The following is a 16,582-nucleotide window of genomic DNA, read 5'->3' as shown; positions in this document are numbered from 1 at the left end:
AGTGCCGATGGGCCCCGACATTCTAACGTTGGAACGGACCCCACTCGCCGTCGTCCCCGGAGCTCCCCATGCCCCTGAACCGACGCCAGTTCGTCGGCACCCTGCTCGCCACCGGCACCGCAGGACTGGTCTACCGCCCCACCCTGGCCGCCGCGGCCACCCCGGCGTCCGGCACGGTCGCCCCCGCCCCCGGCGGCCTCTACTCCCCCAACGCCGCTCCGCTCCAGCCCACCGCCTTCCTCCGGCTGCCGCCGGGCAGCACCACCGCCCGCGGCTGGCTGGCCGGTCAACTGCAACTGCAGCTCAACGGCCTGTGCGGGCGCTACCAGGACACCTCGCACTTCCTGGTCAAGGCGAACTCGGGCTGGGTGAACCCCGGCCAGGCCGGCTGGGAGGAGGTGCCCTACTGGCTGCGCGGCTATGTCGACCTCGCCATCGCCACCCAGGACGCGACCGCGCTGGCGAGCGTCCGCAGCTGGATCGACGCCATCGTCGCCACCAAGCAGTCGGACGGCTTCTTCGGGCCGACCGCGCTGCGCACCTCGCTCAACGGCGGCCCGGACTTCTGGCCGTTCCTGCCGCTCACCTGGGCGCTGCGCTCCTGGCAGGAGTACTCCGGCGACAGCCGGATCGTCCCGCTGCTGACCGGCTTCTTCCACTACATGAACGCCCAGGGCCCCGGCGCGTTCAACAGCAGCTGGGTGTCCTTCCGCTGGGGCGACGGCCTGGACAGCGTCTTCTGGCTCTACAACCGCACCGGCGACGCCGCGCTGCTGACCCTCGCCGACAGGATCCACTCCGGCGGCGCCGACTGGGTGGACAACCTGCCCACGCTGCACAACGTCAACATCGCCCAGGGCTTCCGCGAGCCGGCCCAGTACGCGCTGCGCTCCCCCTCGGCCGCGCTGACCCAGGCCGCCTACCAGAACTACAGCTCGGTGATGGGAAGTTACGGGCAGTTCCCCGGCGGCGGATTCGCCGGGGACGAGAACGCCCGCCCCGGCTACGGCGATCCGCGCCAGGGCTTCGAGACCTGCGGCATCGTCGAGTTCATGGCCAGCCACCAGCTGCTCAACCGGATCACCGGCGACCCGGTCTGGGCCGACCGCTGCGAGGAGCTGGCCTTCAACTCCCTTCCGGCGGCCCTCGATCCCAGCGGCAAGGGGGTGCACTACATCACCAGCGCCAACAGCACCGACCTGGACGACAACGCCAAGACCCAGGGCCAGTTCGACAACAACTGGGCGATGCAGGCCTATATGCCGGGCGTGGACCAGTACCGCTGCTGCCCGCACAACTACGGCATGGGCTGGCCCTACTTCACCGAGGAACTGTGGCTGGCCACCCCGGACAAGGGCCTGGCCGCGGCGATGTACGCGCCCAGCTCGGTCACCGCCAAGGTCGCCGACGGGACGGCGGTGACGGTCACCGAGACCACCGACTACCCCTTCGCGGAGACGGTGACGCTCACCCTGGCGCTGCCGAGGAGCCTGGCCTTCCCGCTCTACCTGCGCATCCCCGGCTGGTGCGGAGCGCCCCAACTCGCGGTCAACGGACAGTCGGTGAGCGCACCGGCCGGTCCCGCGTACACCAGGGTCAGCCGGACCTGGGCGAACGGCGACACGGTCACCCTGCGGCTGCCGCAGCAGACCGCCGTGCGCACCTGGAGCAGCGACCACAGCGCGGTCTCGGTCGCGCACGGCCCGCTGGAGTACGCACTGCAGATCGGCGAGGACTACGTCCAGTACGCGGGCAGCGCCGAGTTCCCCGAGTACGCGGTGCACGCCACCACCCCGTGGAACTACGGTCTGGCGCTGAACCCGGCCGCCCCCACCGCCGGGCTGGCCTTCAGCGCGGCGGGCGGGGCGCTGGCGGCCAACCCGTTCACCCAGAGCGGCACCCCGGTGAAGATCACCGCACCGGCGCAGCGCATCCCGTCCTGGGCGGCGGACAGCCAGAACGTGGTCACCACCCTGGAGAGCAGCCCGGCCAGGACCACGACCGCGGTGGAGACGGTCACCCTGATCCCGATGGGCGCGGCCCGGCTGCGGATCTCCGCCTTCCCCACCGTCTCGGCGGGCGGCGCCGCCTGGGCCCCGGGCAGCGGCTACGTCCGGATCCGCAACCAGAACTCCGGCAAGCTGGTCGGGGTGGACGTGATGTCCACGGCGGACAGCGCCCGGGTGGTGCAGTACGACGACAACGGGACCGCGGACCACCTCTGGCAGTTCGTCGACAACGGTGGCGGCTGGTACCGCGTCCGCAACCTCAACTCCGGCAAGGTGCTGGGCGTGGACGGGATGTCCCTGGCCGACAGCGCCAATGTGGTGCAGTACGACGACAACGGGACGGCGGACCACCTCTGGCAGCTGCTGGACAGCGGCGGCGGCTGGTACCGCATCCGCAACCAGAACTCGGGCAAGGTGCTCGGGGTCGCCGGGATGTCCACCGCGGACAGCGCCCAGGTGGTCCAGTTCGACGACAACGGCACCAGCGACCATCTGTGGCAGCTGATCTGACGCCACGACAGAAAACGGGCGGGGCCTCGGTCGACCGGGGCCCCGCCTGCTGTCGAACCGTCAGCCCAGGCTCGCCAGCGCTTCGTTGAGGATGGCCGACGGGCGCATCACCGCGGACGCCTTGGCCGGGTCCGGCTGGTAGTAGCCGCCGATGTCGACCGGCGAGCCCTGCACCGCGAGCAGCTCGGCCACGATGGCCTGCTCCTGCTCGGACAGGGTCTTGGCGAGCCCGGCGAAGGCCGCGGCCAGCTCCGCGTCCTCGGTCTGCACCGCCAGCTCCTGGGCCCAGTACAGGGCCAGGTAGAAGTGGCTGCCGCGGTTGTCGATGCCGCCCAGGCGGCGGCTCGGCGACTTGTCCTGCTCCAGGAAGCTGCCGGTGGCCCGGTCCAGGGTGTCCGCGAGGACCTGCGCCCGCGCGTTGCCGGTGCTCTGCGCCAGGTGCTCGAAGCTGGCCGCGAGCGCGAAGAACTCACCCAGGCTGTCCCAGCGCAGGTAGTCCTCCTTGAGCAGCTGCTGCACGTGCTTGGGCGCGGAGCCGCCGGCCCCGGTCTCGAACAGGCCGCCGCCGGCGATCAGCGGGACGATCGACAGCATCTTGGCGCTGGTGCCCAGCTCCAGGATCGGGAACAGGTCGGTCAGGTAGTCACGCAGCACGTTGCCGGTGACCGAGACGGTGTCCTCGCCGCGGCGGATCCGCTCCAGCGAGAAGGCGATGGCCTGCTCGGGGGCCAGGATTCGGATGTCCAGGCCCTCGGTGTCGTGCTCCGGGAGGTAGGCCTCGACCTTGGCGATCAGGTTGGCGTCGTGCGCGCGGTTCTCGTCCAGCCAGAACACGGTGGGGCTGCCGGTGGCGCGGGCCCGGTTGACGGCCAGCTTGACCCAGTCCCGGATCGGCACGTCCTTGGTCTGGCACATCCGGAAGATGTCGCCGGCGCCGACCGGCTGCTCCAGCACCGCGGCGCCGGACGCGTCGACCACCCGGACCGTGCCGTCGACCGGGATCTCGAAGGTCTTGTCGTGGCTGCCGTACTCCTCGGCCGCCTGCGCCATCAGGCCGACGTTGGGGACCGAGCCCATGGTGGACGGGTCGTAGGCGCCGTGCGCGCGGCAGTCGTCGATGACGACCTGGTAGATGCCGGCGTAGCTGCTGTCCGGGATGACCGCGAGGGTGTCGCCCTCGTTGCCGTCCGGGCCCCACATGTGGCCGGAGGTGCGGATCATGGCCGGCATCGAGGCGTCCACGATCACGTCGCTGGGGACGTGCAGGTTGGTGATGCCGCGGTCGGAGTCAACCATGGCCAGGGCCGGGCCCTCGGCCAGCTCGGCGTCGAAGGAGGCCTTGATCGCCGCTCCCTCGGGAAGCGCGTCCAGGCCGCCGAGGATGCCGCCGAGGCCGTTGTTGGGGTTGAGCCCGGACGCCGCGAGCAGCGGGCCGTACTCGGCGAAGGTCTTCGGGAAGAAGGCACGGACCACGTGGCCGAAGATGATCGGGTCGGAGACCTTCATCATGGTGGCCTTGAGGTGCACCGAGAACAGCACGCCCTCGGCCTTGGCGCGGGCGATCTGCGCGGCGAGGAAGCCGTGCAGCGCGGCGACGTGCAGCACCGAAGCGTCCACGACCTCGCCGGCCAGCACCGGCACCGCGTCGCGCAGCACGGTGACCGCGCCGTCGGCGGCGACCAGCTCGATCCGCAGCGAGCCGTCGGCGGCGATCACCGCGGACTTCTCGGTGGAGCGGAAGTCGTCGGCGGTCATGTGCGCGACATTGGTCTGGGAGTCGGCGGTCCAGGCGCCCATCCGGTGCGGGTGCTTCTTGGCGTAGTTCTTGACCGAGGCGGGCGCCCGGCGGTCGGAGTTGCCCTCGCGCAGCACCGGGTTCACGGCGCTGCCCTTGACCTTGTCGTAGCGGGCGCGGATGTCGCGCTCCTCGTCGGTCTTCGGCTCGTCCGGGTAGTCGGGGAGCGCGTAGCCCTGCTGCTGCAGCTCCGCGACGGCGGCCTTGAGCTGCGGGATCGAGGCCGAGATGTTCGGCAGCTTGATGATGTTGGCCTCGGGGCTCTTGGCGAGCTGCCCCAGCTCGGCCAGGGCGTCGTGGATCCGCTGACCCTCCTCAAGACGCTCAGGGAAGCCCGCGATGATGCGCCCGGCCAGGGAGATGTCGCGCGTCTCCACACTGACCCCCGCCGTGGAGGCGTACGCCTGGACCACGGGCAGGAACGAATACGTCGCCAGGGCCGGGGCCTCGTCAGTATGCGTGTAGATGATGGTCGAGTCAGTCACCAGAACTCCGCTTCACGTCGATAACGTCTCGATGTCAAGATATCTCGACCGGGGGCCTCCGCGACACCAACCCCCCGTACGTCGGAGTCAGAGCGAGCGGGTCAGTCGCAGGCGTTCGTCCAGACGGGCGTCTATCCACTGCAGCAGCCGCTGCACCTCTACCCCGTCCCGGGCGGCGCGGGCGCGCGCCAGCAGCGCGGTGGCCTGGGCCAGGACGTAGTCGAGCGAGGCGGCCGGGTGGCTCGGGGCCACCGGACGGATGCCGAGCCGCGGTGGCGGCGGCGCCGCTGCCGGGGCGGACGGTTGCTCGGAGCCGAGGCGCAGTCGCCGCCATGCCCACACGGTGCTGCCCTCCAGCGGGACGGTTTCCTTCCGGCCGCCCACCCTGCGGAGGCGGCCCCGACTCTCCAACGATCCCAGTTGTCCGACCGTTCCTCCGCCCGGGAACCGTCCGTTCACCCGGTGTCCCTACCGTGGGGAGGGCAGCCACCCTGGGGAGGGCAGCCGCTCCGGCCCGCCGCCGCCATGACGAGAGGACAGCCGTGTCGACCGACAGCGCCAGGCCCCGCCCCCGGGCCATGTCCGAGGGTGTCGAGCTTCTCTCCGACCTCCGGATCGACTACACCGACCAGGACGAGCCGGTGCTGATCCGCCCGGACGGCAGCGCCGTCGAGACCTGGCGCGAGAACTACCCCTACGACGAGCGGATGCAGCGCCCGGAGTACGAGCTGCACAAGCGGCAGCAGCAGATCGAGCTGCTGAAGCTGCAGAGCTGGGTGAAGACCACCGGCCAGCGCATCGTCATCGTCTGCGAGGGCCGGGACGCGGCGGGCAAGGGCGGCACCATCAAGCGCTTCACCGAGCACCTCAACCCGCGCGGGACCCGGGTGGTCGCGCTGCAGAAGCCGACCGAGCGGGAGGGCGGCGAGTGGTACTTCCAGCGCTATGTGGAGCACCTGCCGACCGCCGGGGAGATCGTGTTGTTCGACCGCTCCTGGTACAACCGGGCCGGGGTGGAGCGGGTGATGGGCTTCTGCGACGACGGCCAGTACCAGCGGTTCATGCGGCAGGCCCCGGCCTTCGAGCAGATGCTGGTGGACGACGGGATCGCGCTGGTGAAGTTCTGGTTCTCGGTCTCCCGCGCGGAGCAGCGCACCCGGTTCACCATCCGGCAGATCGACCCGGTCCGGCAGTGGAAGCTCAGCCCGATGGACCTGGCCTCACTGGACCTGTGGGACGAGTACACCGCGGCCAAGGTCGCCATGTTCCGCGAGACCGACACGGCCGCGGCGCCGTGGACGGTGGTGAAGAGCAACGACAAGAAGCGCGCCCGGGTGGAGGCGATGCGCAGCGTGCTGGCCCGGTTCGACTACACCGACAAGGACGCGGCGGTCGTCGGCTCCGCCGACCCGCGCATCGTCGGCGCGGCGGCCAATCTGCTGGAGGCGGGCGAGGAGGTCGGCGCGGAGGCCGGCCGGACGATCGGAGCCGAGGTCGACGGGGCGACCGGCGGGGCGACCGGTGCCGTGCCGACCCCGCGGGGTGCGGACGCCGGGGCGGCCGTATGATCGTGCCGTGCCTGAACCCACCGCGCTGACTCCTGCCCAAGCCCTGGACCTGCTGCGGCAGGGGAACCGCCGATTCGTCGACGGCCTCGCCGAGCACCCCAACCAGGACGCCTCCCGACGCGCCCAGCTGGCGCCGGTGCAGCACCCGTTCGCGGTGCTCTTCGGCTGCTCGGACTCCAGGCTGGCCGCTGAGATCATCTTCGACCGCGGCCTCGGCGACCTGTTCGTGGTCCGCACCGCCGGGCACGTCGCCGGTCCCGAGGTGCTGGGCAGCATCGAGTACGGCGTCAGCATCCTGGGCTGTCCGCTGGTCGTGGTGCTGGGCCACGACACCTGCGGCGCGGTCGGCGCCGCGCTCAGCGCGGTGGACCACGGGACCGAGCAGCCCGGCTACGTCGGCGACGTGGTCGAGCGGGTCACCCCGAGCGTGCTGGCCGGCCGCGCCGCCGGTCTCACCGAGCCGGACGACTTCGTGGACCTGCACATACGCCGCACCGTCGACCAACTGCTGAACCGGTCACGGGTGCTGGCCGAGGCCCAGGCCGATGGGCGGCTCGCCGTGGTCGGCCTGTCCTACCGCCTGGTGGACGGCAGCGCCCGCGTGGTGGTCGGGCCGGGCGGGCACGCCGAACCGTGAGCTTTCGGAAACACCCAGGCTGCCCGGCGGACATCTCCAGGTAACACGAAACGCGGGCGAAACACCTCTGTTCGCGGCCGGTAATACGCGCGGGCGACGATCGGGACATCCGGCCTGTCCGGCCTGCCCCGATCACGCCCCACCGCAGCCCCTCGGGCCGCCCGTGGACAAGGAAGACGCCTCCCGATGACCGACGTCCTCTCCGCCGCCGCGCCCTCGGGACTCAGCGCCGGCGACACCGCGTGGCTGCTGGTCGCCACCGCCCTGGTCCTGCTGATGACCCCGGGGCTCGCCCTCTTCTACGGCGGCATGGTGCGCACCAAGAGCGTGCTCAACATGCTGATGATGAGCTTCGTCTCGATCGCGCTGGTCACCGTGGTCTGGCTGGCCGTCGGCTACAGCCTGGCCTTCGGCCACGACCTGGGCGGGGTCGGGCTGCTCGGCGGCTTCGAGCACCTGGGCATGCGCGGGATCACCCCGACCACCCTGACCGGGCACATCCCCACCCTGCTCTACGCGACCTTCCAGCTCACCTTCGCCATCATCACCGCCGCCCTGATCAGCGGCGCCATCGCGGACCGCACCCGGTTCAGTGCCTGGGTGGTCTTCGTGCTGGCCTGGACCCTGCTGGTGTACGTGCCGATCGCGCACTGGGTGTTCGCGCCGGACGGCTGGATCGCGGGGCAGCTGCACGCGCTGGACTTCGCCGGCGGCACCGTGGTCGAGGTCAACTCGGGGGCGTCCGGCCTCGCGCTGGCGCTGGTGATCGGCCCGCGGCTGGGCTTCCGGCGGGAGGCGATGCGGCCGCACAACCTGCCGCTGGTGCTGCTCGGCGCCGGGCTGCTGTGGTTCGGCTGGTTCGGCTTCAACGCCGGGTCCGCGCTGGGCGCCAACGGCCTGGCCGCGGCCGCCCTGCTGAACACCCAGGCGGCGGCCTGCACCGGGCTGCTCGGCTGGCTGGTGGTGGAACGGCTGCGGGACGGGCACCCGACCACGCTGGGCGCGGTGTCCGGCGCGGTGGCCGGAATGGTCGCGATCACCCCCTCCTGCGGCTCGGTGGACCTGCTCGGCGCGCTGGTGATCGGCCTGGCCGCCGGGGTGCTCTGCTCCTACGCGGTGTCCTGGAAGTTCCGTCTCGGCTACGACGACTCGCTGGACGTGGTCGGCGTGCACCTGGTCGCCGGGATCGCCGGGACGGTGCTGATCGGGGTGTTCGCCACCGGCGTGATGACCGGCGGCCCCGAGGGCCTGCTGCACGGCGGCGGCCTGGGCCAGCTGTGGCGGCAGGCGGTGGCGGTGCTGGCCACCGGCGCGTACGCGTTCGCGATGAGTTACGGGCTCGGCAAGCTGATCGACCGGCTGATGGGCTTCCGCGCGCCCGCCGAGCACGAACTGTCCGGCCTGGACCTCGCCCAGCACGCGGAGAGCGCATACGATCACGGCGTCATCCACCAAGGCGCCCTCTCCGGGTCCGCCGCCCACCGGAACGAGATCCACGCGCCATGAAGCTGATCACCGCTGTCATCAAGCCGTTCCGCCTGGAGGCGGTCAAGGACGCACTGCGCGACCTCGGCATCAACGGACTCACCGTCACCGAGGCCAGCGGCTACGGCCGTCAGCACGGCCACACCGAGGTCTACCGGGGGGCCGAGTACCGGATCGACCTGGTCCCCAAGGCCCGGATCGAGCTCGTGGTCGAGGACGACGCCGCCGACGGGGCGATGGACGCGATCCTCGCCGCGGCCCACACCGGCAAGATCGGCGACGGCAAGGTCTGGTGCGTCCCGGTGGAGACCGTGGTCCGGGTCCGCACCGGCGAGCGGGGGCCGGACGCGGTCTGACGTGGCGTCGGGTTTCGTCGGGCTCCGTCGGCTTCGCCCGGTAGCCCGCGCCGCCTGCAACTCAGGTGCGGCGCGGGCTAGTTGTACCGGAGCGGAATGCAGAAGTCTGCGCCCGGGCGGCGGGTTGCGACCATCACCGTCCGGGCATTCACAAGGATGGCACGTACACGTCACACAAGCAACGCTCTGCCCACCCTTTTCTTCCATCCCGTACGAACCTCCGGGTCCCGACGGTCAGCCGAAGGTGAAGGAGTAGGCGCTCAGTCCCGGGGACAGGGTGACCTGCAGCCGGTCCTGCCCGACCGCCTTGCGGTGGACCAGGGTGTAGATGTCCGGCGCGCCGGAGACCGGGTAGCTGGTGGTCTTCCCGTCCACCGTCGCGGTGATCGTCCCGGTGCCGCCGACGTCGAGGTAGACGTCGTCCGCGTCGAAGCTGAGCGCGATCCCGGCGCCCGCGCTGCTTGCCCCGGCCGCCCCGCCCGCCCCGCTCGCCTTCGCGGTCAGCGACTCGTCGGTGACCGCCCAGGTGCCGGTCAGCGCGAAGGCGTCCCCGGGCAGGGAGAAGGGGTAGCCGAAGGTCGCCGTCCCCGGCTTGAGCGGGGTCTTGCCCGCGTAGTTGCCGGCTCGGGCGGCGCCGAGGTAGGTCTCCGGGGTCTGCACCGCCGAGGTCGGCGTGGTGTCCGGGACCTCGGTGGCCGCGGGCAGCGTCGCGCCCGGACGCGCCGCCGCCAGCAGCTGCCGGATCAGCGACTCGGTCCCGGCGTAGTCGCCCTCGCCGATGCCGACGTGCCGCACCACGCCGGTCGAGTCGATCAGGTAGTCGGCCGGCCAGGACTGGTTGCCGAAGCTGTTCCAGGTCGCGTAGTCGTTGTCCAGGGCGACCGGGTACCGGATGCCCAGCCGCTTCGCGCCCGCCGCGACGTTCCCCGGGACGTGCTCGAACGCGTACTCGGGCGTGTGCACGCCGATCACCTCCAGGCCGGCCGCCCGGTAGGCGGCGTACCAGGCGTCGACATGGGTGATCGCGCGCTGGCAGTTGATGCAGGAGTAGGCCCAGAAGTCGACCAGGACCACCTTGCCCTGGCTGCGCAGCGAGGCCAGGGTGAGCGGCGTGCCGCCAGGGGTGTTCAGCCACTGCTGGATCCCGGTGAGCGCGGGCGCGGCCCCGCAGTCCTGCAGCCCGGCCGGGCCCTCGCCGCTGCTCGCGGCCTGCACGCAGTCGGCGAGCGAGAACGAGGGCGTCCCGGCGGCTCCGGACGCCGCGTCCTGCCCGGACTTCCCACTGCCCTGGCCGCCGCCTTGGCCGCCGCCCTGACCCCGTGCCCCGGCCAGCGCCTTGCTCGCGCCCTGCGGCGCGTCCAGGGCCCGGTTCAGCGCGGTGGTGTAGTCGGGGATCGCCCGCTGCACGGCGTCGGTGACGTTGAAGGTGAGCGCGACCGCGAGGGCGATCACCACCACCCCGGCGACGGCGCTGATCCTGCGCCGATGGCTGCGGAACCAGCCCAGCCGCTCCGCGAGACCCCGTCCGGCCAGCGCGAACGCCAGCAGCGGAAGCGCCGTCCCGACTGCGAAGGCGAGGGTGAGCAGCAGGGTGTGCCCGCCGATCCGGCCGGTCGCCCCGGCCACCGTGATCGCCGCGAGCACCGGGCCTGCGCAGGGCACGTACACCGCGCCGAGCGCCAGCCCGAGCACGAACGCGCCCCGGTCCGCGGCCACCCTGCGCTGCGGGATGCGCGAGAACGGCCGCTCCAGCAGGGCCTCCAGCCGGGGGAACAGCATCCCGGCCCCGAGCAGCACCAGCACGGTGAGCCCGGCCCAGCGGATGATGTCCTGCGGCAGCGGCAACGCGCTCAGCAGCACCGTCCCGAGCAGGGTGAACGCGGCGAAGCTGAGGGTCAGCCCGAGCACCACCAGGTAGGGGCGTCGACGGTCGGCCCGCGCGCCCTGGACCCCGCCGGACAGGAAGACCACCGGGAGCACGGGCAGGATGCAGGGCGAGATGCCCGTGATCAGACCACCCACGAAACCGATCAGGACCAGCGTGAGCAACGGTTCCTCCCCAGCGCACCGCGCGCCGACGGCACCGAGCACCGACCGACCCGCGCGGGCTCCCAGCCTAGGCCCACTCCCTGAGAACCTCCGCCGAGACCCGCAAGGTCCGACTCCTCCCCTGCGCAGCCCGCTGACCAGCACATCCGTCGCCCGAGCGGGCACCGAAGCCCCTGCGCCCGCCGCGCGAAACGTGGGCGCGATCACCACCCGACGTGCTGTATTGTTCTTCCTGTGCCCGGGAGACCGGGAACAGGCAGCGAGGCCCAGCGCCACGCAGCCTCGGGACGTGGCGCAGCTTGGTAGCGCACCTGACTGGGGGTCAGGGGGTCGCAGGTTCAAATCCTGTCGTCCCGACCGCATAACCGCAGGTCGGAAGCCTACGTCATCGAAAGATGACGTAGGCTTTTTGGCGTGTCGCGGGGTGGTGGTCGCAGGGTGGTCGCAGCCTCGTCCGGCCGCGGTGTGTGTCGTTAGCGGGCTGACCAGGGCATCCCGCCGCAGCGCCGCGGGAGTTCGTGCCGATGACTCGCCCGGGACTTCAATTTTCTGCCGTCGCCCACCCCTCGCGGCGGGTACTGGTGTGCTCGAGCAGCGTCGGATCCCGCCGAAGGCGGCAATTCTGCACACTTTCTGATGCTTTGTCCGCATCTGTTGGTTGGCTCGGCCTGCGACCACCGTGCGACCATCTGGTGGGTTGTATGTCCCCTGGCGTGTCGCGATCCCTTCACTCGGCGCAAGATGCTCCCATCTGTGTCGCTGGGCGGGGGCAGGAGTGCTGACCCCCCGGGTGCGTCTGGTGCGGCTGGGCACTGTCCTGAACAACAGCGGTGTGCCGTTGGGGCCGCTTGGCGCGGTCGACATCGAGGGGCACACGGCTGTTGCAGGCAGGGGCGTTCTGCACGGACAGGGGAACTGCCGTGCCCTGGAATCGGGTTCGCGCAAGGTCCGCGTACAGCTCGCGGGAGCGCAGCTGTGTGGGGCGTGCGCGTGGCCGCTGGAGGAAGACCACCCGCTGAGCGGGTTCGCGGTTGCGGTGACACGGTTGGAGACGCCGGCCGTGGCGCCGGACTCGGCCGCGGCGCCGGATCCGATGGCGCAGCCAGCGGTGCCCGCGGTACGTGCTCCAGGGGTGCGGGCGTGGCGGCGCGCGCAGACCGCGGTCCTGCTGGGGTATGCGGCCGTGCGGGAGTTTTCCTGGCTGGAGCAGTGGGCGCAGCCCAGGCTCGTGGCGATGGCGGACGTCGCCGAGCGGGCCCGTAGAGCCGTGGTGCCACTTGTCGACCCTGGCGATCTCATCGCTGCGGCGTGCGTGGCCTCGATGGAGCCCGGCCATGTGGGTGCGGTGCTACCGCAGTCGAGCGCGACGTGGGGCCTGGACGGCGAAGCGCTGCTGCGGCAGGCGTGGGCGCAGTGGCATGCCGAGTGCGTCAGCGGCACCATGTCGGTCGCGATGTCTCTTCCGGGGGCGAGATCGGCCGTCTACGCGGCTTTCGGGCGGCGGCGCAAGGGGCGTGATGAGGCGCTGGACAGCGTCCAGCACCTCATCACGCCCCTGATCGAGCAGGCACGGCAGTGTGCCGAGGCCCAGCGCGCGCTACCCGGCCGCAGGTGTGAACTCGCAATCCCGCCGCTGGAGAGTGGCGCGTGGCCGACGGTTCAGGGCGACCCGCTCACACCGTGGCAGGCGGGGGTCCTCGCAGTCCACCAGGCTGACGTCGACTGGCAGACCGGCCGCGCCGTACTCCTGGCCCCTGCGCCGGTGGTAGACCGACTGGCGGCTGGGTGACCCGTGCCCGAAGGCGCGGGCCACCTCCTCGGCGCCTTACGCTGCGGTGCGGAACCGCGGACCGGTCCAGTCCTCGAGAGCAGCCTCGGCTTTGTCGTAGGCCTGGGCGAGTGCTGTTGCCGCGTCGTCGGCCGCGTATTTGAGCAGGTGCCCGTAGATGTTGATGGTGGTCGCGATCGTGGAGTGCCGCAGCATCTTGGACACGATCGCGATGGGCACCCCCGAGGAGATCATGATGGTGGCCGCCGTATGGCGCAGGTCGTGCAGGGTGATCTTCGGCAGTTTCGCCTCGGCCAGGCGCTTGCGGAGCTGGTCCAGCACGTACTGCGGCCGAAGTGGTGCGCCGTCGACGCGGCCGAAGACGAGACCCTCCAGCGGTGCGCCGGGCGGCAGGAGCGCCTGCTGCACGGCGGCCTGGCGGTGCAGCGCGGCCATCACCCGCGGGTTGAGGCTGACCCAGTTCCGGCTCGCCTTGGTCTTCGGTTCGCACAGGTGCAGCTCGTTGTTGTCGATGGTGGCCAGTGTCCAACGCACGAACAAGGTGCGCTCCATGAAGTGGACGTCGCCCCAGTGCAGTCCCAGGACCTCTCCGCGCCGCATGCCCGTCCCGAGCATCACCTCGAACAGGTCTGCCAGTTGGTCGTTGTAGTGGACGGTGTTGTGCCGCAGGAACGCCGCGGCCTGCATCGGGTCCCAACACGTGCGCTCAAGAGCCTTCGGCCTTGAGCCCATCGCGTCCTTGGCCGCGTTGTACTGCACCAGGTGCAGCACCTTCTGGGCGTGGCTGAGCGCACTGCGCAGCGTCGCACCCAGCCGGTATACCGTCGGCGCGCCGCGCTCCCTGTCGCGCATGCCGTCCATCCAGTCCGTCACGTGCTGCGGGGTCAGGTCCACCAGCCGCATCCGTCCGAAGGCCGGAAGCAGGTCATTGTGCACCGCCTTGTCGTAGGAGGACGCGGTGGAGGGCTTGAGCGTCAGCTTCTTCAGCTTCAGCCACTGCAGCAAGAAGGGCTCCATGGTGAGTTTGGCGTCTTCGTGCACACCCGTGGCCTGGGCGTTGAGCACGGCCTGCAGCTTGTAGACGGCATCCTCCCTGGACGCGAAGCCGCTGCGGCGCCGGGTACCGCGCCCCTGGCCATTGGTGGGCAGGTCCACCGCATAAGCCCAGCTGCCGTGCCCGGGATCATCGGCCAACTTCGGACAGCTCGGACCCAGTTCCTTGCGCTCGGCATCCTTGCACCCGCAGCGGCGGTAGACCCGCCCGCGCTCGAACTCCGTTCCAGCAGACGTCATTTCGCAGAACCCTCATCGCAGTCGTCGGCGCCGAGCGAGGTCACGCAGCTGATGTCATTCAGGGAGATCCTCGGTAGCTGCGCCTCGGCCGAACGCTTGCGGAACTGTTGCAGCACCCACTCCGGTCGCAGCGGAGCACCATCATCAGCGGGGAAGACCAGGCCTTCCAGCGGTGCGTTGGACGGAAGCAGGGACCGCTGACGTTGCAGTGCAGCGACCCCTCCCTCGGACAGGCCGATCCAATTGCGGCGGGCCCGAACCAGGTACGGTTGAGCGCTGTTGCGCGAGGTGAGGGCCCAGCGCACGTACAGGCGCTTGTCCGCGAGGTGAAGATCTGCCCAGTGCAGTGCCAGGACCTCGCGGTAGGGCAGGTGCGTCTCGTCCAAGACCTCGAACAGGTAGCGGAGTTGATCGGCGTTGTGGTGCGCGTTGTGCCGCCGAAACGTTGCGGCCTGCTGCGGAGTCCAGTACACCGACCGGCGTACAGGACGCGGGACGTTCACGTCGCGGGCGACGTTGGAAAACACAAGGCCATGGCGCACCGCATCGAAGAGAGCGGTGCGCAAGGTGCTGACCACACGCTGAACGGCGCACGGCCCGCGTCCTCGTGCCAGCTGAGATTCGGCCCAATCCATGATGTGCCTGCTGCGCAGGTCGCTGATCCGCATCACACCGAACGCCGGCACCAGGTCCTTGTGGATCACGGCCGTGTAGCTCGCGGCGGTGGCGGGCCGCAGCACAGCTTCCTTCCGCTCAAACCACTCCACCAGGTGGGCACCGATGCTGACCTCAGACGCCTCCGCGCCGCTGTTCTGCTTGGGCGCCAAGAGCCCTTCAAGTGCGCGCCATGCGTCCTGGGCACTGGGGTAGCCGACGCCTCGGCGGATTTCGAGGCTACCGTTGGCACCCAGCGGTTCCACCTCGTAGGCCCAGGTGCTGTGACCTTCGTCGGTGGCCAGTCGCGGGCAGTCGTCTCCCAGTGGGCGCTGTTCAGCGTCGTGGCAGTCGCAGTGCCGGTAGAGGCTGATTTCCTGCGGACTGATGCCCATCCAGCAACTCCCTCGGTCAGTTGATCGTCGACAGATGGGTGCCCGCTGCAGTCACGGAACAGGCGGTCGGACGCAGGGAGTGCGGGGCGCAGATACGGCGCTCGAGAGCACGTGCGGGGCAGGAGGAGCCGAGCACACCGGCGGGTGCTCTCGAGCGCCCCAACCGCTGGCATTGGGGATACCTGTGCGGGGTATCTACCCTTCTTTGCGCGGCCTCCGGTTACCGCCTGCAACGCCGGGTACGGTCGGGACGTGGTACCGAGTACGGCCACCTCTGCGCCCAGACATCGAAGTCGGGCGCGACAGCGACGACCTAGGAATATCGGGCAATTGGTGCCTCGAGCCAACAGCACGACCTAGTACTCCAGTTCTACTTCGTGATCTCAGCTGGGCGGGGTGGCCTGTAGCTGCTGGGTGTCCGGTCAAGGGGCCAGCTGGGCAGGTCGAACGGTCTCCCGGAGGGCCTGCAGCCACATGGTGGACCCGAGCCGACAGTTCTCGGAGCGCAGTTCGGAGCGGCCGCGGCCTGAGTAGGGTTGGCGTCCATGGAGAAATGGGGAGCCAGCCTGTTCGGGGATCCGTGTGGCGGCTGCGGGTTCAAGTGGTCGCTGACGCCGCGAGAGGCGATCGGGATCGTGGAGGAGCTTCCGACCCGCTTTCGCGTACTTCTCGCGGGACGTACGGGATTCGAGCGGCATCCGGATTTGGCATGGACGCCTGCGGCCTACGTCAGCCACGTAACCGACAACCTCCGCAACTGGGCCGAACGGCTCGCTGGCGCTCGGCTGTACGGAGCGGTCGTTGTGCCCGGCTACGATCCAGATCTTGTCGCGCAGGCCCGTCATTACAACGAGATCGCCCCCGGTGCGGCCCTGTGGTCTCTGGAACACGCGGTGGATGCCTGGGCGGCGTCGGTATCTGCCGCGCTGGAGGGGGGGTCGTCCTGCGGCATGCCACCCGCGGAGTCCAGCGAGCGGAGGACGTCGCGCGCAACAACGCCCACGACGGACACCACCATGCCTGGGATATCGAGCGCATCCTGCGGGACGCCGGGGCCGCGTGACAGTTGGAGCGGCCACCGCGTGATCATCAGGGGTTGTGTGGACTCTTGAAGATAGTGCGGTGGCCGCGGGCCATAGCGTAGACCCTGCCCGCTGGCGGGCGATGTTCGACCAGGCCATGGCCCGAATCGCGGGCCGGTTCCGACGCGTTGAACCCCGTTCGACGGTACGGGCGTTCGTGCTCGGGCTGCTGTCCGGCGTCGAACGAAAGAACTGCTGGCAGCTGGCCGAGCAAGCTGGACATGCTCGTCCCGGCGCGATGCAGCGGTTGCTGCGGAGCGCACGCTGGGACGCCGACGAGGTGCGCGACGACGTGCGCTCCTACGTCCTGGAGCACCTTGGCGGTGATGGGGTGCTGATCGTGGACGAGACGGGGTTGTGAACGACGGCGGTTTTCCCCAGGGGTGGTGTCGGCGTAATTCTCCAACCCCTGGGGCCGCCGCAGTCAGGCTGCGGACTGCTGGCTGATCTTCTCGGTGGGGGTCCTCGGTCGCTT

Annotated in this window: 11 protein-coding genes, 1 tRNA gene and 1 pseudogene; 8 read left to right on the top strand and 5 right to left on the bottom strand. The window is 70.5% G+C overall.

Annotation, left to right across the window (positions count from 1 at the left end; all coding sequences use genetic code 11):
• Nucleotides 1-68: 68 nt before the first annotated feature.
• Entirely contained in the window at nt 69-2,519 is a 2,451-nt protein-coding gene (locus tag ACEZDE_RS28205; protein ID WP_380541835.1) for an RICIN domain-containing protein, read from the top strand.
• Between the two features lie 60 nt (nt 2,520-2,579).
• Here the strand turns inward: ACEZDE_RS28205 and ACEZDE_RS28200 are convergent, their stop codons facing one another.
• Together ACEZDE_RS28200 and ACEZDE_RS28195 are read right to left on the bottom strand one after the other, a co-directional pair.
• A complete protein-coding gene (locus tag ACEZDE_RS28200; protein ID WP_380541832.1) occupies nt 2,580-4,799 on the bottom strand; it encodes an NADP-dependent isocitrate dehydrogenase in 2,220 nt (739 codons plus the stop codon).
• Between the two features lie 87 nt (nt 4,800-4,886).
• Nucleotides 4,887-5,183 carry a hypothetical protein gene (locus ACEZDE_RS28195; protein ID WP_380541829.1) on the bottom strand — a complete coding sequence of 99 codons (297 nt, stop codon included), beginning with the start codon at nt 5,181-5,183 and terminating at the stop codon, nt 4,887-4,889.
• Between the two features lie 194 nt (nt 5,184-5,377).
• Here ACEZDE_RS28195 and ppk2 point away from each other — a divergent pair, with 194 nt between their 5' ends.
• The 4 genes from ppk2 to ACEZDE_RS28175 all read left to right on the top strand — a co-directional run bounded on the left by ppk2 (nt 5,378) and on the right by ACEZDE_RS28175 (nt 8,845).
• Nucleotides 5,378-6,367, top strand: coding sequence for a polyphosphate kinase 2 (gene ppk2 / locus ACEZDE_RS28190; protein WP_380542068.1), 990 nt, complete (start codon nt 5,378-5,380; stop codon nt 6,365-6,367).
• A gap of 7 nt (nt 6,368-6,374) precedes the next feature.
• On the top strand, nt 6,375-7,004 hold the full coding sequence (locus tag ACEZDE_RS28185) for a carbonic anhydrase (RefSeq protein WP_380541827.1): 630 nt from the start codon (nt 6,375-6,377) through the stop codon (nt 7,002-7,004).
• A gap of 186 nt (nt 7,005-7,190) precedes the next feature.
• Nucleotides 7,191-8,510 (top strand): ammonium transporter, encoded by a 1,320-nt coding sequence (locus ACEZDE_RS28180; protein WP_380541825.1) that lies wholly within the window; start codon nt 7,191-7,193, stop codon nt 8,508-8,510.
• Entirely contained in the window at nt 8,507-8,845 is a 339-nt protein-coding gene (locus tag ACEZDE_RS28175; protein WP_380541822.1) for a P-II family nitrogen regulator, read from the top strand. The genes ACEZDE_RS28180 and ACEZDE_RS28175 overlap by 4 nt, the downstream gene beginning before the upstream one ends.
• Before the next feature lie 234 nt (nt 8,846-9,079).
• On the opposite strand, the gene ACEZDE_RS28170 is transcribed toward ACEZDE_RS28175, so the two are convergent.
• Entirely contained in the window at nt 9,080-10,894 is a 1,815-nt protein-coding gene (locus ACEZDE_RS28170) for a cytochrome c biogenesis protein DipZ (protein WP_380541819.1), read from the bottom strand.
• 283 nt (nt 10,895-11,177) lie between these two features.
• On the opposite strand from ACEZDE_RS28170, the gene ACEZDE_RS28165 reads away from it, so the two are divergent.
• Both ACEZDE_RS28165 and ACEZDE_RS28160 read left to right on the top strand, forming a co-directional pair.
• Nucleotides 11,178-11,251: transfer RNA gene (locus tag ACEZDE_RS28165), tRNA-Pro, on the top strand.
• Between the two features lie 433 nt (nt 11,252-11,684).
• A complete protein-coding gene (locus tag ACEZDE_RS28160; protein WP_380541816.1) occupies nt 11,685-12,683 on the top strand; it encodes a hypothetical protein in 999 nt (332 codons plus the stop codon).
• Between the two features lie 36 nt (nt 12,684-12,719).
• Here ACEZDE_RS28160 and ACEZDE_RS28155 read toward each other — a convergent pair whose 3' ends face one another.
• A complete protein-coding gene (locus ACEZDE_RS28155; protein ID WP_380541813.1) occupies nt 12,720-13,976 on the bottom strand; it encodes a tyrosine-type recombinase/integrase in 1,257 nt (418 codons plus the stop codon).
• Nucleotides 13,973-15,025 (bottom strand): tyrosine-type recombinase/integrase, encoded by a 1,053-nt coding sequence (locus tag ACEZDE_RS28150; RefSeq protein ID WP_380541810.1) that lies wholly within the window; start codon nt 15,023-15,025, stop codon nt 13,973-13,975. Before ACEZDE_RS28150 ends, ACEZDE_RS28155 begins: the two co-directional genes overlap by 4 nt.
• A 1,179-nt stretch (nt 15,026-16,204) precedes the next feature.
• Here ACEZDE_RS28150 and ACEZDE_RS28145 point away from each other — a divergent pair.
• Nucleotides 16,205-16,462, top strand: a pseudogene (locus ACEZDE_RS28145) (transposase); the annotation flags it as partial.
• Nucleotides 16,463-16,582: the final 120 nt, after the last annotated feature.

Source organism: Streptacidiphilus cavernicola, from assembly GCF_042510955.1.
Taxonomy (GTDB): Bacteria; Actinomycetota; Actinomycetes; order Streptomycetales; family Streptomycetaceae; genus Streptacidiphilus; species Streptacidiphilus cavernicola.
The sequence above is the reverse complement of the archived record's forward strand: the minus strand, read 5'-3'. Positions and strand labels throughout refer to the sequence as shown.

What these genes read in the sequence shown, in the direction of transcription:
- ACEZDE_RS28155 (WP_380541813.1), bottom strand. Translation starts at nt 13,976, where the DNA reads ATGACGTCTGCTGGAACGGAGTTCGAGCGCGGGCGGGTCTACCGCCGC.
- ACEZDE_RS28150 (WP_380541810.1), bottom strand. Translation starts at nt 15,025, where the DNA reads ATGGGCATCAGTCCGCAGGAAATCAGCCTCTACCGGCACTGCGACTGC.
- ppk2 (WP_380542068.1), top strand. Translation starts at nt 5,378, where the DNA reads ATGTCCGAGGGTGTCGAGCTTCTCTCCGACCTCCGGATCGACTACACC.
- ACEZDE_RS28205 (WP_380541835.1), top strand. Translation starts at nt 69, where the DNA reads ATGCCCCTGAACCGACGCCAGTTCGTCGGCACCCTGCTCGCCACCGGC.
- ACEZDE_RS28175 (WP_380541822.1), top strand. Translation starts at nt 8,507, where the DNA reads ATGAAGCTGATCACCGCTGTCATCAAGCCGTTCCGCCTGGAGGCGGTC.
- ACEZDE_RS28180 (WP_380541825.1), top strand. Translation starts at nt 7,191, where the DNA reads ATGACCGACGTCCTCTCCGCCGCCGCGCCCTCGGGACTCAGCGCCGGC.